The sequence below is a fragment of the Acinetobacter sp. CE-15 genome (assembly GCF_051059255.1).
Taxonomy (GTDB): domain Bacteria; phylum Pseudomonadota; class Gammaproteobacteria; order Pseudomonadales; family Moraxellaceae; genus Acinetobacter; species Acinetobacter guillouiae.
In genome coordinates, this window is record NZ_CP192737.1 from 2,488,450 (window position 1) to 2,515,303 (window position 26,854).

General features: G+C 37.5%; 25 protein-coding genes. 15 read left to right on the forward strand and 10 right to left on the reverse strand.

All coding sequences use genetic code 11. The features are described from left to right. The first annotated feature begins 118 nt into the window (after window positions 1-118). Entirely contained in the window at window positions 119-1,282 is a 1,164-nt protein-coding gene (locus ACQ7EO_RS11565) for a JmjC domain-containing protein (RefSeq protein ID WP_434277354.1), read from the forward strand. 231 nt (window positions 1,283-1,513) lie between these two features. Here the strand turns inward: ACQ7EO_RS11565 and ACQ7EO_RS11570 are convergent, their stop codons facing one another. Continuing rightward, window positions 1,514-1,969 carry a DUF6896 domain-containing protein gene (locus tag ACQ7EO_RS11570; RefSeq protein WP_434277355.1) on the reverse strand — a complete coding sequence of 152 codons (456 nt, stop codon included), beginning with the start codon at window positions 1,967-1,969 and terminating at the stop codon, window positions 1,514-1,516. 99 nt (window positions 1,970-2,068) lie between these two features. After that, the gene (locus tag ACQ7EO_RS11575; protein ID WP_034610331.1) at window positions 2,069-2,284 is read right to left on the reverse strand and encodes a hypothetical protein; all 216 of its coding nucleotides are present in this window, start codon (window positions 2,282-2,284) and stop codon (window positions 2,069-2,071) included. Window positions 2,285-2,470: 186 nt separating this feature from the next. Here ACQ7EO_RS11575 and ACQ7EO_RS11580 point away from each other — a divergent pair, with 186 nt between their 5' ends. From ACQ7EO_RS11580 to ACQ7EO_RS11590, 3 genes are all read left to right on the forward strand, one after another. Continuing rightward, window positions 2,471-4,141: an FMN-binding glutamate synthase family protein gene (locus ACQ7EO_RS11580; RefSeq protein WP_004821337.1), complete on the forward strand. Its 1,671-nt coding sequence runs from the start codon at window positions 2,471-2,473 to the stop codon at window positions 4,139-4,141. A gap of 208 nt (window positions 4,142-4,349) precedes the next feature. Continuing rightward, a complete protein-coding gene (locus ACQ7EO_RS11585) occupies window positions 4,350-4,973 on the forward strand; it encodes a hypothetical protein (RefSeq protein ID WP_151957991.1) in 624 nt (207 codons plus the stop codon). 12 nt (window positions 4,974-4,985) lie between these two features. Further along, a complete protein-coding gene (locus ACQ7EO_RS11590; protein WP_434277358.1) occupies window positions 4,986-5,573 on the forward strand; it encodes a hypothetical protein in 588 nt (195 codons plus the stop codon). Window positions 5,574-5,629: 56 nt separating this feature from the next. On the opposite strand, the gene prpC is transcribed toward ACQ7EO_RS11590, so the two are convergent. Further along, a complete protein-coding gene (gene prpC, locus ACQ7EO_RS11595; protein WP_004821331.1) occupies window positions 5,630-6,766 on the reverse strand; it encodes a bifunctional 2-methylcitrate synthase/citrate synthase in 1,137 nt (378 codons plus the stop codon). A 4-nt stretch (window positions 6,767-6,770) separates the two neighbouring features. Further along, window positions 6,771-7,655, reverse strand: coding sequence for a methylisocitrate lyase (gene prpB / locus ACQ7EO_RS11600; protein WP_004720700.1), 885 nt, complete (start codon window positions 7,653-7,655; stop codon window positions 6,771-6,773). Between the two features lie 236 nt (window positions 7,656-7,891). On the opposite strand from prpB, the gene ACQ7EO_RS11605 reads away from it, so the two are divergent. From ACQ7EO_RS11605 to ppk1, 4 genes are all read left to right on the forward strand, one after another. Next, window positions 7,892-8,545, forward strand: coding sequence for a TetR/AcrR family transcriptional regulator (locus ACQ7EO_RS11605; protein ID WP_004720703.1), 654 nt, complete (start codon window positions 7,892-7,894; stop codon window positions 8,543-8,545). A gap of 128 nt (window positions 8,546-8,673) precedes the next feature. Next, complete coding sequence (gene argF, locus ACQ7EO_RS11610) at window positions 8,674-9,594, forward strand: ornithine carbamoyltransferase (protein WP_004720705.1); 921 nt, start codon at window positions 8,674-8,676, stop codon at window positions 9,592-9,594. Between the two features lie 95 nt (window positions 9,595-9,689). Beyond that, complete coding sequence (locus ACQ7EO_RS11615) at window positions 9,690-10,160, forward strand: hypothetical protein (RefSeq protein ID WP_434277359.1); 471 nt, start codon at window positions 9,690-9,692, stop codon at window positions 10,158-10,160. 207 nt (window positions 10,161-10,367) lie between these two features. Beyond that, complete coding sequence (gene ppk1 / locus ACQ7EO_RS11620; protein ID WP_004821325.1) at window positions 10,368-12,473, forward strand: polyphosphate kinase 1; 2,106 nt, start codon at window positions 10,368-10,370, stop codon at window positions 12,471-12,473. Between the two features lie 149 nt (window positions 12,474-12,622). Here the strand turns inward: ppk1 and ACQ7EO_RS11625 are convergent, their stop codons facing one another. From ACQ7EO_RS11625 to ACQ7EO_RS11635, 3 genes are all read right to left on the reverse strand, one after another. Beyond that, a complete protein-coding gene (locus ACQ7EO_RS11625) occupies window positions 12,623-13,852 on the reverse strand; it encodes a CaiB/BaiF CoA transferase family protein (RefSeq protein ID WP_434277361.1) in 1,230 nt (409 codons plus the stop codon). Between the two features lie 77 nt (window positions 13,853-13,929). Beyond that, window positions 13,930-15,246: an MFS transporter gene (locus ACQ7EO_RS11630; RefSeq protein WP_434277363.1), complete on the reverse strand. Its 1,317-nt coding sequence runs from the start codon at window positions 15,244-15,246 to the stop codon at window positions 13,930-13,932. Between the two features lie 247 nt (window positions 15,247-15,493). Next, entirely contained in the window at window positions 15,494-16,717 is a 1,224-nt protein-coding gene (locus ACQ7EO_RS11635) for an acyl-CoA dehydrogenase (protein ID WP_096734036.1), read from the reverse strand. Window positions 16,718-17,062: 345 nt separating this feature from the next. On the opposite strand from ACQ7EO_RS11635, the gene ACQ7EO_RS11640 reads away from it, so the two are divergent. Next, a complete protein-coding gene (locus ACQ7EO_RS11640) occupies window positions 17,063-18,016 on the forward strand; it encodes a LysR substrate-binding domain-containing protein (RefSeq protein ID WP_209826237.1) in 954 nt (317 codons plus the stop codon). A gap of 209 nt (window positions 18,017-18,225) precedes the next feature. On the opposite strand, the gene ACQ7EO_RS11645 is transcribed toward ACQ7EO_RS11640, so the two are convergent. After that, window positions 18,226-18,561: a hypothetical protein gene (locus ACQ7EO_RS11645; RefSeq protein WP_004720717.1), complete on the reverse strand. Its 336-nt coding sequence runs from the start codon at window positions 18,559-18,561 to the stop codon at window positions 18,226-18,228. 121 nt (window positions 18,562-18,682) lie between these two features. Here ACQ7EO_RS11645 and ACQ7EO_RS11650 point away from each other — a divergent pair, with 121 nt between their 5' ends. The 5 genes from ACQ7EO_RS11650 to ACQ7EO_RS11670 all read left to right on the forward strand — a co-directional run bounded on the left by ACQ7EO_RS11650 (window position 18,683) and on the right by ACQ7EO_RS11670 (window position 23,019). Next, window positions 18,683-19,111 (forward strand): HD domain-containing protein, encoded by a 429-nt coding sequence (locus ACQ7EO_RS11650; protein WP_004720720.1) that lies wholly within the window; start codon window positions 18,683-18,685, stop codon window positions 19,109-19,111. Window positions 19,112-19,199: 88 nt separating this feature from the next. Beyond that, on the forward strand, window positions 19,200-20,099 hold the full coding sequence (locus ACQ7EO_RS11655) for a LysR family transcriptional regulator (RefSeq protein ID WP_004821316.1): 900 nt from the start codon (window positions 19,200-19,202) through the stop codon (window positions 20,097-20,099). A gap of 162 nt (window positions 20,100-20,261) precedes the next feature. Beyond that, window positions 20,262-21,344, forward strand: coding sequence for a tRNA (uridine(54)-C5)-methyltransferase TrmA (gene trmA / locus ACQ7EO_RS11660; RefSeq protein ID WP_434277366.1), 1,083 nt, complete (start codon window positions 20,262-20,264; stop codon window positions 21,342-21,344). A 242-nt stretch (window positions 21,345-21,586) separates the two neighbouring features. After that, complete coding sequence (locus ACQ7EO_RS11665; protein ID WP_004720727.1) at window positions 21,587-21,817, forward strand: hypothetical protein; 231 nt, start codon at window positions 21,587-21,589, stop codon at window positions 21,815-21,817. Between the two features lie 134 nt (window positions 21,818-21,951). After that, entirely contained in the window at window positions 21,952-23,019 is a 1,068-nt protein-coding gene (locus tag ACQ7EO_RS11670; RefSeq protein WP_434277368.1) for a hypothetical protein, read from the forward strand. A 13-nt stretch (window positions 23,020-23,032) separates the two neighbouring features. On the opposite strand, the gene ACQ7EO_RS11675 is transcribed toward ACQ7EO_RS11670, so the two are convergent. Further along, entirely contained in the window at window positions 23,033-23,386 is a 354-nt protein-coding gene (locus tag ACQ7EO_RS11675; protein WP_004720731.1) for a YnfA family protein, read from the reverse strand. A gap of 220 nt (window positions 23,387-23,606) precedes the next feature. On the opposite strand from ACQ7EO_RS11675, the gene ACQ7EO_RS11680 reads away from it, so the two are divergent. Further along, window positions 23,607-24,515 (forward strand): alpha/beta hydrolase, encoded by a 909-nt coding sequence (locus tag ACQ7EO_RS11680; RefSeq protein WP_434277369.1) that lies wholly within the window; start codon window positions 23,607-23,609, stop codon window positions 24,513-24,515. 59 nt (window positions 24,516-24,574) lie between these two features. Here the strand turns inward: ACQ7EO_RS11680 and clpA are convergent, their stop codons facing one another. Beyond that, on the reverse strand, window positions 24,575-26,851 hold the full coding sequence (clpA, locus tag ACQ7EO_RS11685; protein WP_004720735.1) for an ATP-dependent Clp protease ATP-binding subunit ClpA: 2,277 nt from the start codon (window positions 26,849-26,851) through the stop codon (window positions 24,575-24,577). Window positions 26,852-26,854: the final 3 nt, after the last annotated feature.

Below are 26,854 nucleotides of genomic sequence, written 5' to 3' on the forward strand. Positions count from 1 at the left end.
AAGATTGATTCATTATAATCTAAATTTAAAAATTATGGTTTAGAAATCAACTTGCACCCTTTTACTTAACATAAGACAATAGCCACATTATAGATTCAAATTTGCTTAGGCTATTTTCATGTCCCTACCTTTAGATGTTCTTGGCGGAATTACTGCTGAACAATTCCTCTCAGAATACTGGCAAAAAAAACCTTTATTGGTTCGTAATGCTTTACCTGAAATTGCCAATATCCTTGTTCCAGATGACGTCATGGAGCTTGCTCTGGATGAAAACATCACAGCACGCCTGATTAAGCAAAAAGACAAAGATCCAAATCAATGGTCAGTAAAATCATCACCACTCATCAAAGGTGATTTTCAAAAAATGCCAAAACTTTGGACCTTATTGATTCAAGCTGTAGATCATTATTCATTTGATTTAGCAGAACTTTGGAAGAAATTTCCTTTTATTCCACAGTGGCGTCGTGATGACATTATGGTCTCTTATGCTGCTAAAGGTGGTTCTGTAGGTCAGCATTTTGACTTTTATGATGTATTTCTTGTACAAGGTTATGGACACCGCCGTTGGCAACTTGGACAAATGTGTGATGCTGAATCTGAATTTGTTGAAGGGCAGCCGTTAAAGCTACTTCCAGAAATGGAGATCAATTTTGATGAAGTTTTAGCGCCAGGCGATTTACTTTATGTCCCACCAGGATTGTCGCATTACGGTGTCGCAGAAGACGATTGCCTAACCTACTCTTTTGGTTTCCGTATGCCAAATATTGCCGACATGATGGATCGTGTCAGCGATAAATTTGTCGAAGACCAACAACTACGTAATCCGCTTATCGACATCTTACGGAATAAACAAAACCCGATTGGGCAAGTAACACAAGCTGAACTCGATTATTTAAAAGCTGAATTGTTGGCGAAATTAAATAATTCTAAAGTGTTAGAAGATGCCATTATGAGTCTAATGGCTGAAGCAAAGTACCCTGAAAATATTCCAGATGCTGAAGCGATTGGCACTGGAGATTTAGAAGAAGTTCTTGAACAAGGCTATTTACTACAAATTGAGCCAGCCTCTCGATTAATTTATCTTGAACAGGATCATGAATTATTATTCTGGGCAAATGGTGAATCGATCTGTATTTCTGAACAATTTGCACCCTATTTAAAGCAGATTGCAGATGGACAAAGTGTCAAACTCAATCATGAATTGTCTTATGATGAAATATTAGAGGACATTGCGGGATTATTAAATGAATCTATCTTGATGCTTGTTCCTACTGGCGAATAAAATTCGCAATCTAACTCTAACAATGTAACGCTTAAATAAAGCCTGAAAATTCAGGCTTTATTTCTATCAATTTACTTTCAGCATAACTTTAAGAAATAACTCGCTCATCCTTGCTTAAGCTGATATTTGAGAGAGCTTGAGGACTTAACCAAAGTAAAATTAAACACTTCATCCCACTAGAGATAAAGACTTTGCTGTGACTTTATTGTCCTTTTATCAGACTATTTTTTCTCATAGTTTTCGATAAACTCCGAAATCTATTGTCAATATTTTTTGTCGTTCAAGTTTTTCAAAAAAGTCTAAAGTACTACTAAAGGGATTAACGAAGTATTTTGTTAAGTGATTGAATTCAACTGTTGTCTTGAGAAAATTATAAAAGAAATATGGGTCAAGATTGCCAATACTTTCTTTGTTTCCAAGCGAAACTTCAAGAATTTGTCCTGTAATTAAATTCTCAAACATACAGTGTTCTCCATGCACAAAAAAAGACCAATCTTCCGATAGCGTTTTTTGTCCATTAAAAAAATCAGCATCTTGTATTTCGTAATAGTGTCCTGCGTTAATTTTTTCTTTTTCAGGTTGGTCTGTTTCTGTAATTAATTTATCAATAAGCACTTCAGCAATGGCTTTATAGTTGTCCATTGCTGTTAATAATTCCTGTTCTACATCAGAAGTAAGGTCGATCATATAATTACTGTCAAAATTTCAAAGCTAAATAATTAAAACTTATCAAATAAAGCCTGAAAATTCAGGCTTTATTTCTATCAATTTACTTTCAGCATAATTTTAAGAAATAATTCCCTCATCCTTACTCAAGCTGATATTTGAGTGAGCTTGAGAACTTAACTGATGCTTTAATGTCTCGTTTTCCTGCTTTAGATTTTTTATTTTAAAAAACTGGAAGAACAGCCCGATATACGCAATAACAACGATCACAGAAACATAAATGGCTAAAAAACTGATACTGGGGTTTAACAATTTTGTCAGAAACTCTTCAAACATTTTCGATTCCTTTTTGTTTTCATCGCATATTGAATAAATATTTCAGTTAAATTAACTCAAATTGTTTAGAAAATAAATCATTCAATTATTAATCTAGAACCATTCTCAAGTCTAACAAATCATTACTTGAGCTTTTTCATCAATTTGGGCAATTTAGCGCTATATAAAGAATGAGATATTTACTTCATGGCAAGTCCTGCTCAAGCAATTCGACATCAACTTCTCAATACTTTTTTCTCCCGTTATTCCGTTTGGTTCCTTTGTATATTTGTATCTTTATATTTGACTTGGATTATTTTCTTTAACGAAGGTCATTATATTTATTACTTTTTTTCAGATACTGTACTGAATTTAGCTTGGATTATTTCATCCATATTGGCCGCAATTGGCTTTGCCGATATCATCCAAACACAGCATTCTATTTTAAGAAATTACCCTTTAATGGGACATTTCCGATTTTTCTTTGAAGATATACGTCCTGAAATTCGTCAATATTTCATTGAATCTGATGATGATGCCTTACCTTTTTCACGTGCACAAAGAAGCTTAGTTTACCAACGTGCTAAAAATGAAAATGCAGATAAGCCTTTTGGTTCAATTATTGATGTCTATCAAGATGACTATCGTTTTTTAACCCATTCGATGACACCCAAAACACCTGCTGATTTTAATACATTTAGAATTAGTATTGGTAATGATCAGTGCTCACAACCTTATAGCGCTTCGATCATGAATATCTCAGCAATGAGTTTTGGTAGTTTGAGTGCAAATGCCATTCTTGCTTTAAATACTGGTGCAAAAAAAGGCAACTTTTATCATGACACAGGTGAAGGGAGCTTAAGTCCTTATCACCTTGAACCGGGTGGTGATATTGTTTGGGAAATTGCCAGTGGCTATTTTGGTTGCCGTACTTTAGATGGTAAGTTTGATCCTGAAAAATTTAAGCAACAAGCGGCTTTGCCTCAGATCAAAATGATCGAAATCAAACTATCACAAGGGGCAAAACCAGGGCACGGCGGTATTCTTCCTAAAGATAAAATCACCAAAGAAATTGCCGAAATACGCGGGGTTTCTATGGACGTGGATTGTATTTCTCCAGCAACCCATTCTGCTTTTAGCAACCCTATTGAAATGATGCATTTTATTCAACAATTACGTGAGCTATCCAACGGTAAACCGGTTGGTTTTAAATTGTGTATCGGGCAACCTTGGCAATTTATGAGCATTGTAAAAGCCATGCTGCTGACCAAAATCACTCCAGATTTTATTGTAGTTGATGGTTCAGAGGGCGGTACAGGTGCTGCCCCTATTGAACTGATTGATCATATGGGTACGCCTTTACGTGAAGGCCTGCTATTTGTAAACAATACCTTAATTGGCGCAGGTTTACGTTCGCAAATTAAGATTGGTGCAAGTGGTAAAATTATCAGTGCCTTTGATATTGCCAGTACGATGGCTATGGGTGCCGACTGGGTCAATTCTGCACGTGGCTTTATGTTTGCGGTGGGTTGTATCCAAGCACAAAGTTGTCATACCAACCAATGTCCTGTTGGCGTTGCAACCCAGAACAAAGAACGTCAAAAAGCGCTTGATGTGCCATCTAAAGCAGACCGTGTGTTTAGTTTCCAAAAAAACACCTTAAAAGCGCTTGCGGAAATGATTGCTGCAGCTGGCTTACAACATCCTGCTGAGATTAAAGCACATCATTTGGCACAACGAATCAATGACCGTGAAATCAAAAACTATGCTCAATTGCACTTTTGGATGAAAGACGGCGAATTGCTCAGTTGTGAAAATAAAGATGAAGAAAACTTCTATTTTAGAATGTGGAACTTAGCAACTGCTGAACATTTCTAATTATTTGCAAGCGAAATTTCATTAAGGAGATCATCATGATCTCCTTTTTTATATCTAGCATTTATATAGTTAAAAGAAGCCTAATCTTCTGTTTTTGATTCTTCCGCATTTTTTAAGTTTATATTGGCTTTTATTTTTACTCAAACACCATTTTAATCTAAAGAATATTTAAGCAAGATATCATAAAACACATCAAGAATATTTGCGGATGAAATTTCTAAAACACATAACCGCCACCACTATCCTTACAACGTCATTACATTGTTATGCAACTGTCGGTGGTGGACAAACAATAGAAGTATTGGGTTATGAAGCAAAACAACAAAAACTTTATCTGTTACGACACTATGAAGATGAGCGTGGGCGCTTGCCACAGTTATACTATTATCAGCTCAACAGTAAAACACCTGACAAGTTGATTGAAGTACAATCGTTATATATTAATCCCAAAACGCATCAAATTGACTATGATCAAGATGCTATCCAGTTTGAAAAAGACCTAAATAAAATTAAAAAGCGTTTAACACCGTTACTTATAGGAAATGCCAATACAGCAAAAATTCAAGTGGTGCAAAGTCAAACTCATTACGTCCCTGCTTGGCATGATCAATCCCAAAAGATTCCTCAATATAAAACCATATACAAAGTTACAACAGCTTCTTTAAAAAGCAAAAACCAACAAGCTATACAGTATGCTAAAACAATAAAAATCACTCAGAACTATGTCGTGCCAAATCAGAATAAGCTGCTGATTGTGGTTAAATATTTCGGCATTCCAGAAGAAACAGGCTATGATGTTGAAGATGCTGTTTTGCTCTTACCAATACAATAATGAGGATAAATCGTGTTAAAAATAATCACATCAACGTTCTTATTCAGTTTTAGCGCTCTCGCTTTTGCAAAAAGTTATAGCAATATTTCACTTGAAGTCCTCGGCTATGATTCAGATAAAAAAGCGGTTTTAATTCTTGAAAATTCAGCAAGCTATGACATTCCAAGAGTTTATCGCTATTCACTGAGTGAAAAACGCTATGATCTGCTCAAATACGATGAAAATTTTACAGGTATTACAGATCAACAAACCTTTCAGCAAAAACTTTCAAGCATAAAGACTCAGCTTAAACCGCTTAAAAAGATCGTGCTTCAAGACTTTAACGTTAATCTACTCGAACAAAGACCATCTGATACTCAAAGCTCTGACTCATTTAAAACAATTTATGGCTCGATATTTACAATATCCAGTCCGCAATATCAAAGTCTTCAACAGAATTTAACCAGTTACAGTCCAGAAATTAAACTTAAACAGGCTTTTGAACTGCCAAAAAACAAAGGGGTGCTGATTACTTTTGAATCACTCAGCTTACCTTTTGATGAAGGATATAGCCGTGAAGAAGCTGTTGTTTTATTTCCTAATGGTCAACTTCCCCAATAAATAAAGCCTCTTAGGAGGCTTTATTTTTACTGCTTTTATCAATCTTGATTAATGGACTATGCTGCTGAACGTTCAGTGATCGGTACAACTTTACGGAGCTCTGGACCAGTATAATCTGCGCTTGGACGAATAATACGATTGTCAGCACGTTGTTCCATTACATGCGCTGCCCAACCAGTAACACGAGACATCACAAAAATTGGTGTGAATAGTTTTGTTGCAATATCCATGAAATGATATGCAGATGCATGGAAGAAATCAGCATTACAGAACAATTTCTTCTCACGCCACATCACTTCTTCACAACGTACTGATACTGGGTAAAGCACTGTATCACCAACATCTTTTGCTAAACGCTCAGCCCAAATTTTGATGATGCCATTACGCGGGTCATTGTCTTTATAGATCGCATGACCAAAGCCCATGATCTTTTCTTTACGTTCAAGCTTACCCAGCATTTCACGTTCAGCTTGTTCTGGAGATGTCCAGTTTTCAATCATTTCCATCGCAGCTTCATTTGCACCACCATGCAAAGGTCCACGCAGTGAACCAATTGCGCCAGTAATACACGAGTGCATATCAGACAATGTTGAAGCACATACGCGTGCAGTAAATGTTGACGCGTTAAACTCATGCTCAGCATAAAGAATTAATGAAACATTCATTACTTGTTCATGTAATTCATTTGGCTTTTCGCCACGTAGTAAATGCAAGAATTGTGCACCGATTGAATCGTCATCGGTATTTTCTTCAATACGTACACCATCATGACTAAAACGGTACCAATAACAAATGATCGCTGGCAAAGTTGCAAGAATACGATCTGCCACATCTTGTTGTTGATCAAATGATTTTTCAGTTTCCAGATTACCTAACATTGAAACCCCTGTGCGCATCACGTCCATTGGATGTGAATCAGCAGGAATACGTTCCAACACTTCTTTTAAAGCTTGCGGTAACTGGCGAAGTGATTTTAATTTAGCTTTATATGTCGCCAACTGTTCTGCTGTAGGCAATTCACCAAAGAAAATAAGATAAGCGACTTCTTCAAATTGGCAATTTTCTGCAAGGTCTTGCACATCATAACCACGATAAGTTAAGCCTGCGCCACTCTTGCCTACTGTTGAAAGTGCTGTTTTACCTGCAACTTGACCGCGCAATCCAGCGCCTGTAAGTACTTTTCCTTCAGCCATTTTATTATTTCTCCTGCGTGAACAGTTTGTCTAGGGTGTTTTCGAAAGTGTGATAATCAAGGAATTCGTAAAGTTCTTTTCGTTGTTGCATGCTATCCAGTACATTAACTTGTGTACCATTTTCACGAATTGAACGAAAAACTTCGAGGGCTGCTTTTTGCATTGCACGTGTTGCAGACAATGGATATAGCACCATGCTGATGCCCTGTTCAGCTAACTCTTGGGTGGTGTAATAAGGTGTATCACCAAACTCTGTAATATTTGCAAGAACAGGGACACCTACTGCATCACAGACTGTTTTATACATGGTAATGTCGGTCATTGCTTCAGCAAAGATCGCATCTGCACCCGCCTCGACACATGCACAAGCACGATCAATCACGGCTTGCAAACCTTCTTTTTGCAATGCATCTGTACGTGCCATCACAACAAAGTTTGAATCTGTTTTTGCATCAACTGCTGCTTTAATACGATCAACCATTTCTTGTTGAGAAACAATTTCTTTATTTGGACGATGACCACAACGCTTTTGTGCAACTTGGTCCTCAATATGGACAGCTGCCGCACCAGCACTAATCATTTGTTTAATTGTCCGTGCAATATTAAATGCACCACCCCAACCTGTATCGATATCAACAAGTAATGGTGTATCTACACGTTCTGTAATACGACGAACATCTTCCAATACGTTGTCTAAGCTGGTCATCCCTAAATCAGGTAAACCATAAGAATAGTTTGCCACACCAGCACCTGAAAGATAGATGGCTTTATAACCCACCTGTTTCGCCATCATCGCTGCATAAGCGTTGACTGTACCAATGATTTGTAATGGTTTTTCCACTTCTAGAGCTTGTCTAAATCTTAAGCCTGCAGACGTCTGTTGTGTCATATTCCCTTCCACAGTGGTCACTTGTTTATTGAGTTTTGAGTATAGCCATAATTTATATTTCGCATATGACCATTTAGGTATATTACTCTAAAACTTTAGTCAAAGAAAAATGAATTTTGATTCATTTTTTCATTTTTATGCACTTTTTTTAATCATTTTTTCCAATAGCACGTTTGCTAAGAAATTTATTGACATCTTTGATATAATAGTGACAACCCATTTTTCCTCAGTAATTTATGAACGAAGATTTAGCACAAGTTGAAGCTACAGGATGTGATTTTCCACAAACTAAACGTGGGCATGAGCGTCGCTTGGCATTACTGATTAGTGCAAACGATCTTTTTTTAGAGCATGGTTATGATGCGGTATCTTTAGATGACATCGTGAATCATGCAGGCGGGTCAAAAGCCTCGATTTACAAATATTTTGGTAGTAAAGAAGGTCTATTTACAGCGATCTGTGACTATCGTCGTGATTTATTCTTTAAAGATATCTGCATTCCATTTAACCCCGCGTTGAATGAGCTCAGAGCATATTTGATCAATACCTTGATTAACTTTTATAAGCATATGATCATTCCTGAAAATATTGCTTTTATACGCTTGGTCCTTGAACGTTCACAAAAAGACCCTCAATTGGCCGTCTATATTCATGAAAAAGGACCTAAGCAAGTACAACACTCTATTGCATGCGCTTTGGAACGTTGTGTAGAAAATCAAATATTAACCTGTGCAAATCCTTTATTTTCAGCACAATTTTATTTTGGAATTCTTAGAAATTTGGAATGGCGAATTTTAATGGGGATTGAAATCAAAGAATCTGATCAAGAAATATTCAATTGCGTAAGTTATTGTGTAGATCGCTTCTTAGAGGGCCATCAAAAGGTCTAATTTTTTTGCGTTTTCATATTCATATAGTATATTAGCTGATTCTCCTTTTTATTTTCATCAACCACCAACAATGAATTGTTGGTCAATTTCCCTATTGGTTTTGACTAAACAATTATTGTGGAGTAACCATGGCTCTACGACATTTTCTTACTTTACGTGATTTATCCACTGCTGAACTTAACCGTATCATTGAACGTGCTCAAGAGTTAAAGCGAAAACAACACAACAACGAAGTATTTCAACCCTTTGTTGGAAAAGTCATGGGGATGATTTTTGAAAAGTCGAGTACCCGTACTCGTGTATCTTTCGAAGCTGGTATGAGCCAATTTGGAGGCAGTGCAATTTTCCTTTCATCACGCGACACTCAATTGGGTCGTGGTGAGCCAATTGAAGATTCTGCACGTGTGATCTCGAGCATGCTTGATATCGTGATGATTCGTACATTTGGTCATGATATTGTTGAACGTTTTGCTGAATATTCAACAGTCCCGGTTATCAATGCATTAACTGATGACCACCACCCTTGCCAGCTACTTGCGGATGTACAAACATTTGTTGAACATCGTGGTTCGATCAATGGCAAAACTGTGGCTTGGATTGGCGATGGCAATAATATGTGTAATTCATATATTGAAGCTGCGCATATGTGGGGCTTTAAGTTAAAAATCGCGTCACCGAAAGGTTATGAACCAAAACCTGAATTTCTTTCAGAATTTGCACATTGCGTAGAACTTTTTGAATCAGCAGAAGACGCAGCGGTCAATGCAGATCTGATCGTGACGGATGTTTGGGCAAGTATGGGCCAAGAAGAAGAACAAAAAATTCGTGAAAAAGCGTTTGCTGCGTATCAAGTGAATGAAAAATTAATGGATTTAGCACATCCAGATTGTCTATTTATGCATTGCCTACCTGCACATCGCGGTGAAGAAGTTTCTGAAAATATGCTGGATCACAAAAACGCTGTGGTTTGGGATGAAGCAGAAAATCGCCTACACGCACAAAAAGCCTTGGTTGAATTTTTAATCAATGAAAATTTAAACAAAGACTAATTTGTTTTGTTTTAAGATAAATAAGCACCAACTATGGTGCTTATTTTTTGTTTCAGTATAATAAAAACCATATTTTTAATATGTGTATAATTCAAATGAAATTTAAAATAATTCCTTTATTCGCAATGTCAATGTACATGCTCATTTCTCAAAGTAGTTATGCAACTGAATTAGATGATTATTTGATTCAAAAGAATTTGATTGGACAGGGTTATAAAATTATAGATCAACAAAATTTAGATGATGTTTTAACTGCGTTAAGTGAAGAAGACTCTCGCGTGCTGCCTGTACAAGTCGACCAAAACACAGTGATTGAGAAAATTCATATGTATCATGATCATGTTGATTTGCAAGGTTTAATTACATCTAAAGATTTTAATCAGTTTTCAAATAGTATGGGTAAAGAAAAAACTCAGCAACTTTTGATGGAAGGAATGCTTGAAAATTGTCATTTACTTTTTGAAAATGAATTCCAACGCCAAAATCCTTATTATGTAAAAATAAAACTGATGTCTGAACAGAAAGCATATGAGCTAAAACTCAAAAATGAGCAATGCAAATTTTAATTTGTAATAATATTGTCTTGGTGCATTGTATCAGTTCACATTTTGTCTAAGCAGATTCGGTTTTTTTTCAAGTTGATCTAACGATTAAAAAATTAATATTTTTTAATCGTTTAAGATTAAGACAATTTTCAAAATTTTAACTATCTGTAACAATTTTGTCATGTAGAATACTTACTATGCCCTTCAAGGTCGTTAAGACAGTTTCAAATGACGCAGATCATGCCCGCTTCAAAAAGTTTAACCACGCCTGAATTTCAACATAGCTCTAGCAGCTATATTAATCGTGAAATTTCCTTACTGGAATTTCATAAACGTGTGTTAGCCCAAGCAAAAGATGAAACTCATCCTTTGCTTGAACGATTGAATTTTCTCATTATTTTTTCACGTAATTTAGATGAGTTTTTTGAAATTCGTGTCGCTGGACTAATGAAACAACTGGACTTCAAAACCATTACCACAGCGCCAGATGGTATTCCAAACGAAGTCATTCTTGAGCAAATTTCACATAACGCACATCTTGCGATTCAAGAGCAATACGACACCTTAAACCATGTGTTATTGCCTGAGTTAGAAAACTATGGCGTCAAATTCATCCAATATAATGATATTTTAGAAAAACACGCGGAATGGATTAAAAATTACTTTTTTAAACAAGTACAACCTGTTGTAACACCAATTAGCTTAGATCCTGCTCACCCTTTCCCGCGTTTGGTCAATAAAAGCTTAAACTTTATTGTCACCTTAGAAGGAAAAGATGCTTTTGGTCGTCAGATTGAACTGGCCATTGTACCCGCACCTCGTTCCTTACCGCGTGTTGTACGCTTACCAAACGAGCTCACAGACGGTGCAGAACATTACATTTTATTGTCAGCCATTATCCAACAGCATATCAGTGATTTATTCCCCGGCATGACGGCAACGGGATGCTATCAATTCCGTGTTACCCGTAATGCTGACTTAACGTTGGCAGAAGATGTCGATGATTTGGCAGTCGCATTGAAAGATGAATTATCTTCACGTCGTTTTGGTCGTGCAGTTCGTTTAGAAATCGCAGATAATTGCCCAAATTCAATTAATAATTATTTACTAGAACAATTTGATTTAGATCCACAACATCTTTATCAAGTGAATGGTCCTGTCAATTTAACACGTCTGATCACTGATTTTGATATTCCAGAATTAAGGTTTAAGCCGTATCAAGCCGTTATTCCCAAAGCCTTAAGAAATTCAAATAAAATATTTGAAATACTAAGCAAGCAAGATTTGCTATTACATCATCCATTTGATTCTTTCCAGCCCGTTATCAATCTACTCAAAGAAGCGGCAAAAGACCCCAATGTTTTAGCAATTAAACAAACTTTATATCGTAGTGGTCCAGACTCAGAAATTGTACAAGTGCTGGCAGAAGCTGCTCGCAATGGGAAAGAAGTTACAGCGATTATCGAGTTACGTGCGCGTTTTGATGAAGAATCCAATATTATCGTCGCAAATCTTCTACAAGAAGCTGGCGCAGTTGTGGTGTATGGTATTGTCGGTTATAAAACCCATGCCAAAATGATTTTAATTGTGCGACGTGAAATCGACAAACTTAAACGTTATGTACACCTTGGCACAGGCAACTACCATGCTGGAAATGCACGGATGTATACCGACTATGGTTTACTGACTACAAATGATGAAATTTGTGAAGATGTACATAAGATCTTCCAAGAGCTGACAGGTATGGGTAAATTGTTAAAGTTAAAAAAACTCTTTCATGCCCCCTTCACCTTACACTCTCAGCTGTTACATTTGATTGAGCAAGAAACAGCACATGCAAAAGCGGGTAAAAAAGCCCGTATCATCATTAAAGTCAATGCATTGACTGAACCTAAGCTGATTACAGCTTTGTATAAAGCATCTCAAGCTGGGGTTAAAATAGAGCTGATTATTCGTTCGATTTGTTGTTTAAGACCACAAATTGAAGGACTTTCGGAAAATATTAAAGTTCGTTCTATTGTCGGGCGCTTCCTAGAACATACTCGTGTTTATTATTTTTATAATGATGCCAATGAGGACTTATACTGCGCAAGTGCTGACTGGATGGGTCGAAACTTATTTTCTCGGGTCGAAACTTGCTTTCCAATTGAAGATAAAAAGCTTAAAAAACAGATTATTGAATATGGGCTACTCAGTTATTTAAAGGACAATATTCGTGCTTGGGAACTCGATGCCAATGATCAATGGCATGCAGTTCAACCTAAAGATGATGAAAAACCTTATATTGCCCAACAGGTGTTGATGCAACAACGGATTATTCCCACTACAGCGTAATTCTTTCATATTGTTATTATCAATAATTCATAACAACCCTCCTTAAAAAGGAGGGTTTGAATGATTAATGCGGCATTGCAGCACCCTAATCAAGCTATCACGTTGATTGATCCTATGCGTTGATTTCAATATTCTTTAAAATTAGCTGACTATAAGCCAATACCCTCAATAACCCCTTGTTGCTTTAACTGTAACAATTCATCATCTGAACAAAATTCTTCTAAAATCGCTTTGGTATGTTCCCCTAAGCGTGGTGGTGCATTACGATATTCAACAGGTGTTCCTGTCATTTTAATCGGTGAACCAATCACATTAAAATCAGGATTATCTGTATGTGGAATATTGACCACCATTTTACGATATTGAATTTGGGGTTCATCTAAAGCATCTGCAACAGAATTAATCACGCCAACAGGTACTTTCATTGCATGAATTGCATCGACCCAATGCTTCGCGGTATTTGATAAAAAATATTCAGACAACAAAGCAACCAATTCTTGACGATATTTCACCCGATCTTGATTACGGAGATAGTTTGGTTGATCTAACAATTCAGGTTTTCCAATCGCAATACATAAATCTTTAAATTGTTTATCATTGCCACAGGCCAGAATAAATTCCTTATCTTGCGCTTTAAAAGTCTGATAAGGCACAATATTGGGATGATGATTGCCCATTCGTTGAGGTGCGATACCTGAACTTAAATAGTTCATACCTTGGTTGGCGAGTCCAGCAACCTGTACATCTAACAAAGACATATCAATATATTGTCCAACACCTGTTTGCTGACGAGAAATCAGTGCCGCCTGAATCGCAATTGTTGCATATAGCCCAGTCTGAATATCAACCACCGCCACACCAACTTTTTGTGAACTTGCCCCTAACTCTCCTTCTTTCTCGCCAGTAATACTCATCAAGCCAGACATACCTTGAATGATAAAGTCATAACCCGGTTCTTCTGCACGCGGCCCATCTTGACCAAAACCAGTGATAGAGCAATAAATCAATTTTGGATTAATATGTTTGAGGGTTTCATAATCCAATCCATATTTTTTCAATGAACCTGCTTTAAAGTTTTCAATCACAATATCTGCGGTTTTCACCATGTGTTGTAGTAATCGCTGCCCATCCTGTGTTGCCATATCAATTGCCACTGAGGATTTATTGCGATTCGCAGATTGATAGTATCCAGATTCTCGTGTCGCTTTACCCTGTTGATCAAGCATCCAAGGCGGGCCCCACATACGGGTATCATCACCAACTTTAGGGCGTTCAATCTTGATCACTTCGGCGCCTAAATCTGCGAGAACTTGCCCACACCACGGACCGGCAAGTACTCGACTCAGATCTAAAACTCGAATTCCTTGTAATGCACCCATATGTTTACCTCTATGTCAGGAGTAAGTGAATACTCCTCAATTTTACGATTTACTGAATCTGTTTAAACAAGCGTTGACTATTGTTGTTGTGGGTCATATTGACGATCTTTGATAAATAAGCCAGGCAGTACCCCTGCAACAAAGTAAGCTGCGCCCATCACGATAAATGCCGTCATAAATGTTCCGCCCGAAGCAAGGAAACCAATGGTTGCTGGGGCAATAGCTGCACCCACTCGCCCAATGTTATATGCACCACCAATTGCTGTACCTCGGACATCGGTAGAAAATGATTCCGCCATATAGGTCGCATTTACGCCATAAGGAATGCCATATAAGAAACCAAAAATGATCAATAAGTACAAAATATTATCTGGCGTATTAAAAATAATAATCACAGGTAAGAAGACAGCGCTGGCTATGGTACCGAACACAAATACTGCACGACGATTAAATTTATCTGCCAAATATCCCGCTAAGATCTTGCCTAGAATCATTGCTGTATATGAACCCACCATATAGCTGGTCATGTTTTTAAAGTTCATATGCACTTCTGTTTCTAGATAACTTGGCATCCAATTGTTGATTCCGTAGTAACCAAATTGTAAGAAGAAGGCCGTAGTCATCCACAATAAAAACATTTTACGGTGCTTAAAGTTGGCAAAAATTTGTTTATAAATACTGCCACTTCTTGCTTTCTCGGGAACTGTAGCTTCAACTGGTTTTTTGCCTTGAAGCTGATTGATTTTGTTGAGCTGCCAAGACTTTGGTTCAGGTACAAAGCGTTGCAAGAAAATATTGATAAATGCTGGAATAACCGTGATAAAAAACAAGACTCTCCAACCATGATCAGGAATAATCGCACCTGCTAATAATGTAGCAACAATATATCCAACGGTTTGCCCGGTTTGTAATGTACCCAATACCGTAGTCCGATACGTTGTAGGAACATATTCAGCCATAAGGGTATTGCATGCCATATAAAGGGCTCCAATCCCTAGCGCACCAATAAATCGTAATGCCATAAATTGTTCAAAACTTTGGGTAAAGCCTAACAAACATGTTGCAACTGAGAAAAACGATACAGAATTGGCAATGGTACGTACGCGACCAAACTTATCGCATGCCCATCCACCTAGAATCCCACCAATCCCCATACCTGCCAGAGAGGCACTGCCTAAGGCGCCAGCCTGAAAAGTAGATAATGCAAACTCACCTTTTAAACTGGTTAAGCTATAGGACAACAACATGATATCTACGCCATCGACGACCATAGCAAAATAGGCGAATAAAAGTGCCCATTTCCAAGTATTTGGGCCTATTTTTTCAAAGGTTCCAATATTGGATGGCATGGATAATTTTGTTGAAGTTGTAACTGATCGAACATCATTGTTCATTTTTCCTCTACCTCATTTTCCCAAATGAGTCATCGGTCACTTTTTATCTTTCTCTCTACTTATTTCTTTGTTATTTTTATTGCATCAATCTAGAGTTAAGTATGAGAGTTAAAAGAATAATCAGATATTTTTCACGATGAATCCTTTTATCATTGATTTATTTTTACCTTAGTTTTTATAAAATTTAAGGCAAAAAATCCTACAAGGGATGCTAGATTTAAGCATCCCTGTTTTAAAACAGTTGATTTTAGTTACTAAAGGCAGCAATACCAGTTTGTGCACGCCCGAGAATTAAGGCATGTACATCATGGGTACCTTCATAGGTGTTGACCACTTCCAGATTGACCAGATGGCGAGCGACACCGAATTCATCACTGATGCCATTGCCACCCATCATGTCTCGAGCAACACGCGCAATATCTAAAGCTTTACCACAATTGTTGCGTTTAATCAGTGAAGTGCCTTCAACAGAAGCAATGCCTTCATCTTTCATACGACCAAAACGTAATGCGATTTGCAGCCCTAAAGCAATTTCAGTTTGCATATCTGCAAGTTTCTTTTGCACCAATTGATTCGCAGCCAATGGGCGTCCAAATTGTTTACGATCCATCGTATATTGATGTGCAGTGTGCCAGCAAAACTCTGCCGCCCCCATCGCGCCCCATGCAATACCGTAACGTGCACTATTTAAACAAGTAAATGGTCCACGCAAACCACGAATTTCGGGAAATGCATTTTCTTCAGGAACAAAAACATTGTCCATCACAATTTCACCAGTAATCGATGCACGCAAACCGACTTTGCCATGAATCGCAGGCGCAGAAAGTCCTTCCCAACCTTTTTCCAGGATAAAGCCACGAATTTCACCGACATTGCCTTCAGCAGAAACTTCTTTGGCCCAGACCACAAAGACATCAGCGATTGGACTATTGGTAATCCACATTTTTGCACCAGTCAGACGATAACCACCTTCGACCTTTTTGGCACGGGTGATCATACTGCCTGGATCTGAACCATGATCAGGTTCTGTTAAACCGAAACATCCAATAAACTCGCCAGTAGCTAATTTAGGTAAGTACTTTTGTTTTTGCTCTTCAGAACCAAATTCATTGATAGGCACCATCACCAATGAGCTTTGTACACTTGCCATTGAACGATAACCCGAATCTACGCGTTCAATTTCACGGGCAATAAGGCCGTAACTGACATAGTTTAGACCTGCACCACCGTATTCTTCAGGGATTGTCGGCCCCAGCAAACCTAGCTCACCCATTTCACGAAAAATAGAAGCATCTGTTTTTTCATGGCGGAATTGTTCCAAAACTCTTGGCATCAGTTTGTCTTGTGAATAGGCATAAGCAGCATCACGAATCATGCGTTCTTCAGAAGTAAGTTGCTGTTCCAATAAAAATGGGTCTTGCCAGTTAAATTGAACACGTGCCGTTTTTGTAGAATTAACCATTTGATTCATAGCATCCTTTGCTGAACATATCTTGTTGTCTTAGTAGTGATGTTAGGTGTGAAAATTCATACTTTCAAACGATTAATTCTCACTCAGATATTCCATTTATGCATATCTTGTGTTTTTATAATATGGCTCGCTCAATGACTACGGTTTAATTATGCGAGTATTAAACGAGGCTTTTTAACAGATTTTTATCATCTTTACATCCTCTTATATATTTTCATTTGAGGTAAAACCAAGTGGTTTGATGGAAGATTCATTACATACATCTGCTTTGCTTTAAGTTCTTTTTGCTAGATATGAATAGATTAAATTTAGTCATAATTTAACTTTGATATTCAAGGAATGAATATGCGTAGAATGATTCCCTCATTACAATCATTGATATGTTTTGAAGCGGCTGCCAAGCATCTAAGCTATACCTTTGCAGCTCAAGAGCTGCATCTTACTCAAAGTGCCATCTCTCGCCAAGTACAACAACTCGAAGATTTTTTAGGACTCAATCTATTTAACAGAACACGGCATGGCGTTGAATTAACACAAGCGGGTGAACATTATTATAAAAACATCAAAGCTCATTTATTGGGTATTGAGCAAAGCACACTCGATTTAATGAGCCATAAAGGTTTAGGCGGTACGCTAAAATTAGGGGTTGTACCGACATTTGCAACACGCTGGCTGTTACCCCGACTGTATAAGTTCAATGAAATATACCCTGAAATTACCATTCATTTAGAGACCAGTACCAAACCCTTTTTATTCAGTGAGCATATTTTTGATGCAGCAATATATACAGGTACACCTGCGCAAATTGAAAATTGGCCAGGTGCAAAAGTCCACTATTTAATGAATGAAGATGTTGTTCCTGTGTGTTCTGCTGAGTTAATTTTTAAGCATTTTCCAGAGCTAAGAGGGCCTTCCGGAGATTTACGTCGAAGCTTAACGGCGGAAGAGATTGCCACGCTGCCCTTACTCCAACAAACCACACGCCCCTATATTTGGAAAGAGTGGTTTGAAGTTTCTGGTTATGAGCATCCTTTTGCATTAGAAGGACAACGGCATGAATTATTTTCGATGCTTGCGGTGGCAGCCATACATCATATGGGGGTTGCACTTATTCCACAAAAACTACTGGAAAAAGAACTGCGCTCAGGTGATTTAATTATCGCCTCAGAAATTAAGCTAAAAGGTTCACGTGCCTATTATTTTGTCTATGCAGAACAACAGCAAACACCCCTCATTGCTAAATTTGTTGAATGGTTATTGACAGAAGTTGAACAGTCACAAAGTACTTTTTTAAAATAATGTGATTTCAATTTAAATAATAGCTTATTCAAGATTTATAGAATGCAGTTTAGCTTCTATATTGTGATGAAAAAATTCAGCTTGTAGGAGATGAAAAGAACAGCGCCTATAACAGAAAATACAAGCCTACTCCGCTATTTTTAATACCTATACAGTATCTTTAATAAGAGTAGGCTAAAAAACAAATGAATGACTACCGATCTTAAAATTTAAGCGCTAAATCCAATATAACGATAAAAATCTTGATCCCCTACAACACCTAAGCTTGTTTTATAAATCAGATAATCAGGATAATTACTCTCAGATAATTCATTGAAAATATTCAATCCCTGATCATCATGAGCATGGATTTCATCGACGCTACGGGGCATGGTCGCTTCAAATTCATCTGAAATATATTCAAAGCCCAAATCCATCGCAATAAACAAGGTATGTATACACGGTTGTAGATATTGTTCTTCATTCCAATCAATGACCGCATGTTGGCAATGTGGGCATGTAACATTTTCTTGAGAATTTTCTAAAGTGATCAGTTGAAATGGCATACGCTTTGGAACAGAATAAAATTGTATTTTAAACGAGTTAGGGAAATTAAACACTCGTTTTAGATAAATCTAAAATTGCTTTTCATATTTTATAAATACACGAAACAAAGCTAAGGATATTATGTCAACGATTGAAAAAGCGATTGCTTTAGCAGCTCGTAAACACGCAGGCCAAAAAGATAAAGCGCAACAGCCTTATATTTTTCACCCTCTGAGGTTGATGTTCAAAGTTAAAACACCCAATCAACAGATTGTTGCTGTATTACACGACATCTTAGAAGATACTGACACCACTGTGGTCGATTTAATCTCACTTGGCTTTAGTCAAGAAATTGTCGATGCCGTTGTTGCCTTGACCAAAAAAGAAGGTGAATCTAGAATCGAAGCCGCCTACCGTGCAGTAAAAAATCCAATTGCACGTGTGGTAAAACTGGCAGATGTTGCTGATAACATGGATATCACCCGTATTCCACATCCGACCACTAAAGACCTTTTAAGATTAGAAGAATATAAGCAAGTTCAAAATATTCTCATGACAGGCAATGCCTAATCTTAGAAAATTTTCACAATTAACAAGTTGACTTGATGCAACAATTAAGTTTAATAGTGCGTCATTGTTGCAATTATGGAATGTATTTATGCTCACTGATTTGGATGACTTTTACTGCTTTGGTTTGGTTGTAGAGCATGGGGGATTTAGTGCGGCTGAACGTGCAACGGATATTCCTAAATCCAAGCTCAGTCGCCGTGTATATAATTTAGAAGAAAAATTAGGAGTTCGTTTAATTCAACGAAGTTCACGTCATTTCGCAGTTACAGACATTGGTATGAATATTTACCGTCATGCCCAAGTGATGATGAATGCAGCACAATCTGCGCATGATCTGGTCGATCATCTCAGTGAACAACCACGTGGTGTGATTAAAGTCAGTGTACCTGTGACCGTTGCACAAAGTGAATTGTCCAAAATCCTTCCTGACTTTTTAAAAACTTATCCTGAAATCAGAGTACAACTTTTAGTCAGTAATCGTCGAGTAGATATCATCAATGAAGGTTTTGATGTTGCCTTGCGTGTGCGCGCAAATCTGGACGATGACCCGAGCTTAGTGCTGAGAAAGTTTGGACATATTGAACAGCACCTTCTTGCAAGCCAAGCCTATTTAAATGAATTTGGTATGCTCAAAAAACCAGAAGATTTATCTGAACACCGAATTTTAAGTATGGTTGATGAGCACTTAGATCAACAAATGGTGTTACATGATAGTGAAAATCAACAGAAAAAAATTAAAGTTAACCCGATACTCATGGGGTCAGATTTAATGATGCTGGCAAAATTAGCCAGCCAAAATTGTGGTATTGCCTTACTTCCAGATACGATTGCTAATGATTTTGTCGCCACAGGCGAATTGGTTCGTGTCTTACCTGAATGGAAAGCACCGCACGGGATCTTTCACGCTGTTTACCCTTCTCGCCGAGGCTTACTCCCTGCGGTAAGAGTCTTTATTGACTATTTAGTTAAACACTTAAGTAAGTGTTGAGTTACTTATCTTCATCGTCACTTTGATTAAAGAATCCTAGGATTATTTCAATAGACAAGCCGATCTAAATAAATTGACAAAGATGGACTGCAATCTGGTGTCCATCTGGTGCTATTTTTGATACCATCGCTACTGCTTAATTCCAATGTTTTTCTGATTTATATGACTTCATCTTATCAACAACAGCTTGATGCCAAAATTGAACGAATCCAAACTCAATTCGCAGAATTTAATCCACCTTCGTTAGAAGTATTTGCTTCACCTGAACAAAACTTCCGTATGCGTGCAGAATTCCGAATTTGGCATACTGAAGATGATATGTTCTATGCCATGTTTGAACGAGATGAAAATCAACAAAAAACTGTTGCTCGTATCGATGAATTTCCGATCGCAGATCAAAGTATAAATCAGCTTATGCCAGTTTTATTGGCTGAACTAAAAGCCAATTCAGTCTTGTCAAAACGGCTTTTTGAAGTGCATTTTCTAACAACGCTCAAAGGTGAAATGCTGGTTTCATTGATTTATCGTGCGCCACTGAGTGAAGAATGGGAAGTTTTAGCAAAACAATTGGCTGAAAAGCTGAATGTTAAAATCATTGGTCGCAGTCGCGGACAAAAAGTTGTCTTAACCGATGAATTTGTTGTTGAAGAATTACAAGTCTTTGAGCGTAAATTTCAATATAAGCAAATTGAAAGTAGCTTTACTCAGCCCAATGCGCAAGTTTGCCAAAAAATGTTGCAATGGGCGTGTCAATCCGTTGCAGGTAAAAATAAAGACTTACTCGAATTGTACTGTGGTAATGGTAACTTTACCCTTCCCTTATCCTTGAGTTTTAACCGTGTTTTGGCAACTGAATTAGCGAAATCTTCAGTCTATGCGGCGCAGTGGAATATTCAACAAAATCAGATCGACAATATTCAAGTTGCACGCCTGTCAGCAGAAGAGTTTACTCAGGCCTATAACGGAGAACGTGAATTCCGTCGTTTACAAGAAGCAGAAATAGACATTCAGGGCTATGAGTTTGATACAGTTTTTGTTGATCCACCACGTGCAGGGATTGATGTCGATACGTTAATGCTATTGCAAGGTTTTCAACGTATTCTTTATATTTCATGCAATCCAGACACATTACATGATAATTTAAAAACCTTGCTTAAAACCCATAAAATTGTGAAATTTGCGATGTTTGATCAATTCCCCTACACCCATCATATAGAATCTGGGGTTCTTCTCGAAAAAATTTAAACAATTTATTACAAGATTAGACTGCCATGTAAATTAGCATGGCAGCTACTTCTTTAAATTATTTATTGATATATCATTAAGTTATAAATCATTTAAAACATGGCCTTTTAACAAACCGTTTAAAACATATCAAATCATCGAAAAAATCAGCCTATAACTCGACCATCTATTTCGCTCAGATCTTGTATTTTATTAAAAAACGGCTATATTTCGAACTATGTTAGGTTGTGTATGAAGGCTCTATGAGTTTTTGGCAAAAGCTGTTTACGGCTGAAGATACATTGCAAAATGAACATAAAAATCAAATTGCATGTGTTGAAAATGATTGCTCTTGTAAATCCAATGATCAACTTTTATCAGCGTTGATGAAAGCGACAGATCAGGATGTAATTACTGGGATTAAAAAGGTACTTATCTCTAGAGGTTTCAGTAAAAAAGAGTTAAACCAATTACAGCATCCACCTATTCAATAGTCATGGATGACCGCTAAGAAAGAAAAAGCATTCAGTTTACTGGATGCTTTTTTAATTCCAATAGAACAACTTTTGATGTTTTTCCTTGGCTTGTATACAATTATTTCAAAGAATAGATAAACGCAGAATCAACAATGAAAATTAAAATTGTTATTTTTTTATTATCACTCAACGCTTCAATTAGCTATGCAGATATCAACGATGCTGAGATTCAAACCATAGAAGATTTAACGGATCAAGTATTAGCAACCAAAAATCTTGCCAAACTTGAACCACAGATTAAGGCTCAAATCCAGAAAGCCCAACCCAATGTGCAAAAACTGTTAAAAGCCAAAGACATTGAATATAACGATTCTGTCTATTTACACAACTATGCGATTCTGACTTCTGGATACGCTGAATATTTGCTTGAACAACACTGCACCACGCTCTCTCAGCCTTTTCAAGAACTTACTGAGCAGGCGTATTTTGCGTTAAAAAAACGTGATCCTAACGATACAATCGCAATCAATAATTTAGGGTTATTCTACGCGCAAATGTCGGTGTATTATCGGAAAAACATAGACCCAACGCCACGTCTAAACTATTTGCTAAAGGCTGAACAACTATTTGAGACCTTAATGAAGTTGCAACCAGACAATGAGGAGTATGAGAAAAATTATTATGCTGTACTCAGTGACAAGCTGATGCTGTTACAGAAATATCATCGTGATGAGAATGAGCAAAAACGCCTCATCAATATACTTAAAAAGCCTTTATTTCACTATTTATCTGATCCCAATCAAGCGTTCGATGCAGGAAATTTTATTATTTTAGCGCAACAATATTTTAAATATCTCAATCGTGAAGACCCGAAACTTGCTGAAAAATGGTTACGTGATAATCAGGCTAAAATTGAAGCTGTGGTGAATAAGAATCGTAAACAAACTCAACGAGAAAAAGAATTCCTCGCTGAATTCTATGCGCTGCTTGGTCAAACGGATCGAGCATTGTCCTACTTAAAACAATTAGAATTTTCTGATGAGAACAATACAGAACCATCCTCATTTGAAAATGAGCCCAATCTTGCCAATTTAAGGCTAAATCCTGAATATCAGAAATGGTTTAAACAATATAAACAGGATTATGCTGCATACCGTAAAGCAATTCCCAAAGTATGTAAGATCAGCCAGCTTGAAACAACACAAGATACTTCAGGATAATGCTGTTGGAGAATTAACGAATCAAACCTTGCGGTTGCAGAATAATCACCAAAGCCCCAATGATTACAATACATCCACCAAACAAATCCCAGCGAGTTAGGCTGACTTGATCGACAAATTTCAGCCACATCAGTGCACTAAAGATATAGATACCGCCATATGCAGCATAAATACGCCCTGAAGCAGCCGGGTGCAAGGTTAATAGCCAGACAAATACCGCCAAACTTAAAACGGTAGGTATCCATAACCAATGGCTTTTATTTTGATTCAGAATCAAATAAGGAAAATAACAACCTAAAATTTCTGCAACAGCTGTGACAAGAAATAATAAAATCGTAGTTAAAATTTTAGTAAATGCAATGTCCATTGATACTCAAAGAATAATCATGAAGTTAGAGTATATGTGATTTTCACGCGAGCTAAGCAATAAAATTTTGAGCAGACTAAAACAACTAAGCTTTTATCTATAAATTGTAGTTGTTGTTTGCCTCATCCACAAAAGCATACATTTTTAAAATATGTTGATGAATGTGCCTTGTTTAAAATAGGATAAAATATCAGCATCTACATTTTTTGGTTTTTTATGAATGAAAATAAATCATTTCGTGTTTAATTTCTTCATTTTCCTCTGGCTTAGCCAAAATGTAGATGCAGCAACACTGAGTTTTCCACTGTGGCCCAATAGCGCGACACTGGCACCATCCAGTGAACAATATACGATAAATAAGCATGGTGCTATTGAGCATATCATCTCTCCTCAACTGCGCGTATATTCCCCCAAACAGAGCAATCACATCGCTATTTTAGTTATTAGTGGTGGGGGTTATGCCAGAGAGGAATTGGCCAAAGAAAGCACGCCAACTGCACAGTTTTTACAAGAACAGGGATTTACCGTATTTGAATTAATTTACCGCTTACCTAATCAGGATGGCAATAATCTGCTTGCGCCCTTTCAAGATGGCCAAAGAGCCCTGCGTATCATTCGTTATCATGCACATCAATTCAACATTGATCCAGACAAAATTGGTGTATTGGGTTTCTCCGCAGGTGGGCATTTAGCTGGAATCATTGCGACACAATGGCAACAACAATTTTCGAGTTTAAATGATCCGATTGATCAAATTTCCGCTCGGTCTAATTTTGTGGCGCTACTCTATCCAATCATTAGTATGCAAGCGCCGCTAGATCATACCCATGCTTATAAAAGCTTATTTGGATCAAAACATGATTTAGCCAAACAAATCTTGTTTTCAGTAGATTTACAAGTCAAACAGAATACACCTCCAACCTTTTTAGCCCACGCCATTGATGATCCGATTTCACCTGTTCAGAATAGCCTCAATATGCAAACCGCTTTGCAGCAACACAAGATCGCTTATGAATTACATCTTTTCAAAAATGGTGGACATGGTTGGGGCTTAGGCAAAGCCAATACTGAAACAACACAATGGCCAGCATTATTCCTAGCTTGGTTAAAGAAAATTGATATTTTATAAGCGTCTAATTCAAAAAATAACCCGCAATCAATGCGGGTTATTTTAAAGCTCATTCACAACTATGCTGGTTCAGCAGTCTGATCTTCAAAGACTTCTAATGTAAGCCCTACCGCCTTACCATTTTCTTTCTTCACAGAGACAGCAACGTTACCACCATGATCTGCAAGCTCACCAAATAGAATCATCTCAGCAAGTGGTTTCTTCAAATGTTCTTGAATCAAACGTTGCATTGGGCGAGCACCCATTAAACGGTCATAGCCATTCTCAGCCATCCAATCGCGAGCAGATTGATCAACTTCCAGTACCACTTTTTTATCATCTAACTGCGCTTGGAGTTCGGTTAAGAATTTATCAACAACAGACTCAATCACTGTGGTAGGCAATGCTTTAAACTGAATTACACCATCTAAACGGTTGCGGAACTCTGGTGCAAATGCACGTTTCATCGCTTCTTGATTGTCATTACTATTGTCTTGCTCAGTAAAACCGATACTGTTACGAGAAATACTTTCAGCACCGATATTGGTAGTCAATACAATAATCACATTACGGAAATCAGACTTACGTCCATTGTTATCGGTTAAAGCACCATGATCCATGACTTGTAATAACAAGTTAAAAACATCTGGATGTGCTTTTTCAATTTCATCTAATAACAAGACACAGTGCGGATTCTTATGAATCGCGTCAGTCAGTAAACCACCTTGATCATAACCAACATAACCTGGAGGCGCACCAATCAAACGAGAAACCGCATGACGTTCCATATATTCAGACATATCGAAACGAACAAGCTCTACACCCAACAATTTTGCCAATTGCTTGGTCACTTCTGTTTTACCAACACCTGTAGGACCAGCAAAAACAAAACTACCCACTGGTTTATCTGGCGCTTTCAAGCCTGCACGTGACAGTTTAATCGCAGAAGCCAAAGCTGTAATCGCTTCATCTTGACCAAATACCACACGTTTAAGATCACGCTCTAGATATTCAAGTACCGATTTATCATCTTTAGATACTGTTTTTGGCGGGATACGTGCAATCTTCGAAATAATATCTTCGATATTTTCAACTGTAATCAAGGTATCATCTTGTTCAGCTTTTAAACGACGCTGTGCACCAGCTTCATCAATCACATCAATCGCCTTATCTGGCAAGAAACGATCATTAATAAACTTAGCAGACAACTCAACCGCTGAAACTAGCGCAGTATCTTCATATTTAACATGATGGAAATCTTCAAACTTGCTTTTCAAACCACGCAAAATATCAATTGTCTCTGAAATAGAAGGCTCATTCACATCAATTTTTTGGAAACGACGTGATAGTGCATGATCTTTTTCAAATACTTGACGATATTCTTGGAAAGTGGTTGAACCAATACAACGTAAACTACCATTCGCCAACGCAGGTTTGATTAAATTCGATGCATCCATGGTACTGCCCATACTTGAGCCAGCACCAATGATCATATGAATTTCATCAATAAATAAAATTGCTTCTGGTTTCTTTTTCAAAGCATTGAGAAGCTGTTTCAAGCGTTTTTCAAAGTCACCACGGTATTTTGTACCTGCAACCAATGCACCAATGTCTAAACTAAACACTTCAGCAGTCGCAAGTGGTTTAGGTGCTTTACCATTCACAATCAACCATGCCAGACCTTCAGCAATGGATGTTTTACCCACACCAGGATCACCCACAAGCAATGGGTTGTTTTTACGTCGACGGCAAAGAATTTGAGCAGTTCGTTCAATTTCTTTTTCACGCCCGATTAAAGGATCAGTTTTGCCTTTTTGCGCTTCAATATTCAAATTCAAAGTATAAAGTTCAAGTGGTCCAGCATTTGCTGAAGCATTTGATTCACCTTCTAAATCATCAGATTCTTCTTCAACTTGAATTTCTTCTTTACGCGCACCGTGTGACAAATATTGGGTTAAAGTCAAACGATTGATTTGATGTCGTTTTAGCAAATAAACGGCAAAAGAATCTCGCTCAGAGTACATCGCAACCAGTACATCTGCACCCTCTACTGTGCGATCACCGCCACTTGACTGAACGTGGAAAATTGCACGTTGTAAGATACGGTCAAAACTTTCAGTTGGATGAGGGGCTTGGTCGTTGTTTTCTCCTAGTTTAGGGGTATGTTGTTCTACATACTCCTCTAACTCTTTGCGCAAACTGATAATTTCAGCACCGCATGCTTTTAAGGCATTTACCGCTGAATCGTTATCAAGTAAAGCCAATAATAAATGTTCAACCGTAAGAAACTCATGTCTCTTTTGACGAGCCATGCTAACAGCCAAACGGAGTGAAACTTCTAATTGACGACTGAGCATGAA

Excerpts from the sequence above, each read along its gene's own strand:
- ACQ7EO_RS11665 (WP_004720727.1), top strand. The coding sequence starts at position 21,587 with ATGAGTTTTTGGCAAAAGCTGTTTACGGCTGAAGATACATTGCAAAAT.
- ACQ7EO_RS11565 (WP_434277354.1), top strand. The coding sequence starts at position 119 with ATGTCCCTACCTTTAGATGTTCTTGGCGGAATTACTGCTGAACAATTC.
- ACQ7EO_RS11630 (WP_434277363.1), bottom strand. The coding sequence starts at position 15,246 with ATGAACAATGATGTTCGATCAGTTACAACTTCAACAAAATTATCCATG.
- ACQ7EO_RS11635 (WP_096734036.1), bottom strand. The coding sequence starts at position 16,717 with ATGAATCAAATGGTTAATTCTACAAAAACGGCACGTGTTCAATTTAAC.
- ACQ7EO_RS11650 (WP_004720720.1), top strand. The coding sequence starts at position 18,683 with ATGTCAACGATTGAAAAAGCGATTGCTTTAGCAGCTCGTAAACACGCA.
- ACQ7EO_RS11670 (WP_434277368.1), top strand. The coding sequence starts at position 21,952 with ATGAAAATTAAAATTGTTATTTTTTTATTATCACTCAACGCTTCAATT.
- ACQ7EO_RS11605 (WP_004720703.1), top strand. The coding sequence starts at position 7,892 with ATGAACGAAGATTTAGCACAAGTTGAAGCTACAGGATGTGATTTTCCA.
- ACQ7EO_RS11615 (WP_434277359.1), top strand. The coding sequence starts at position 9,690 with ATGAAATTTAAAATAATTCCTTTATTCGCAATGTCAATGTACATGCTC.
- ACQ7EO_RS11580 (WP_004821337.1), top strand. The coding sequence starts at position 2,471 with ATGGCAAGTCCTGCTCAAGCAATTCGACATCAACTTCTCAATACTTTT.
- ACQ7EO_RS11675 (WP_004720731.1), bottom strand. The coding sequence starts at position 23,386 with ATGGACATTGCATTTACTAAAATTTTAACTACGATTTTATTATTTCTT.
- prpB (WP_004720700.1), bottom strand. The coding sequence starts at position 7,655 with ATGACACAACAGACGTCTGCAGGCTTAAGATTTAGACAAGCTCTAGAA.
- clpA (WP_004720735.1), bottom strand. The coding sequence starts at position 26,851 with ATGCTCAGTCGTCAATTAGAAGTTTCACTCCGTTTGGCTGTTAGCATG.
- ACQ7EO_RS11645 (WP_004720717.1), bottom strand. The coding sequence starts at position 18,561 with ATGCCATTTCAACTGATCACTTTAGAAAATTCTCAAGAAAATGTTACA.
- argF (WP_004720705.1), top strand. The coding sequence starts at position 8,674 with ATGGCTCTACGACATTTTCTTACTTTACGTGATTTATCCACTGCTGAA.
- ACQ7EO_RS11655 (WP_004821316.1), top strand. The coding sequence starts at position 19,200 with ATGCTCACTGATTTGGATGACTTTTACTGCTTTGGTTTGGTTGTAGAG.
- prpC (WP_004821331.1), bottom strand. The coding sequence starts at position 6,766 with ATGGCTGAAGGAAAAGTACTTACAGGCGCTGGATTGCGCGGTCAAGTT.
- ACQ7EO_RS11585 (WP_151957991.1), top strand. The coding sequence starts at position 4,350 with ATGAAATTTCTAAAACACATAACCGCCACCACTATCCTTACAACGTCA.
- ACQ7EO_RS11680 (WP_434277369.1), top strand. The coding sequence starts at position 23,607 with ATGAAAATAAATCATTTCGTGTTTAATTTCTTCATTTTCCTCTGGCTT.
- ACQ7EO_RS11575 (WP_034610331.1), bottom strand. The coding sequence starts at position 2,284 with ATGTTTGAAGAGTTTCTGACAAAATTGTTAAACCCCAGTATCAGTTTT.
- ACQ7EO_RS11640 (WP_209826237.1), top strand. The coding sequence starts at position 17,063 with ATGCGTAGAATGATTCCCTCATTACAATCATTGATATGTTTTGAAGCG.
- ACQ7EO_RS11625 (WP_434277361.1), bottom strand. The coding sequence starts at position 13,852 with ATGGGTGCATTACAAGGAATTCGAGTTTTAGATCTGAGTCGAGTACTT.
- ppk1 (WP_004821325.1), top strand. The coding sequence starts at position 10,368 with ATGACGCAGATCATGCCCGCTTCAAAAAGTTTAACCACGCCTGAATTT.
- ACQ7EO_RS11570 (WP_434277355.1), bottom strand. The coding sequence starts at position 1,969 with ATGATCGACCTTACTTCTGATGTAGAACAGGAATTATTAACAGCAATG.
- trmA (WP_434277366.1), top strand. The coding sequence starts at position 20,262 with ATGACTTCATCTTATCAACAACAGCTTGATGCCAAAATTGAACGAATC.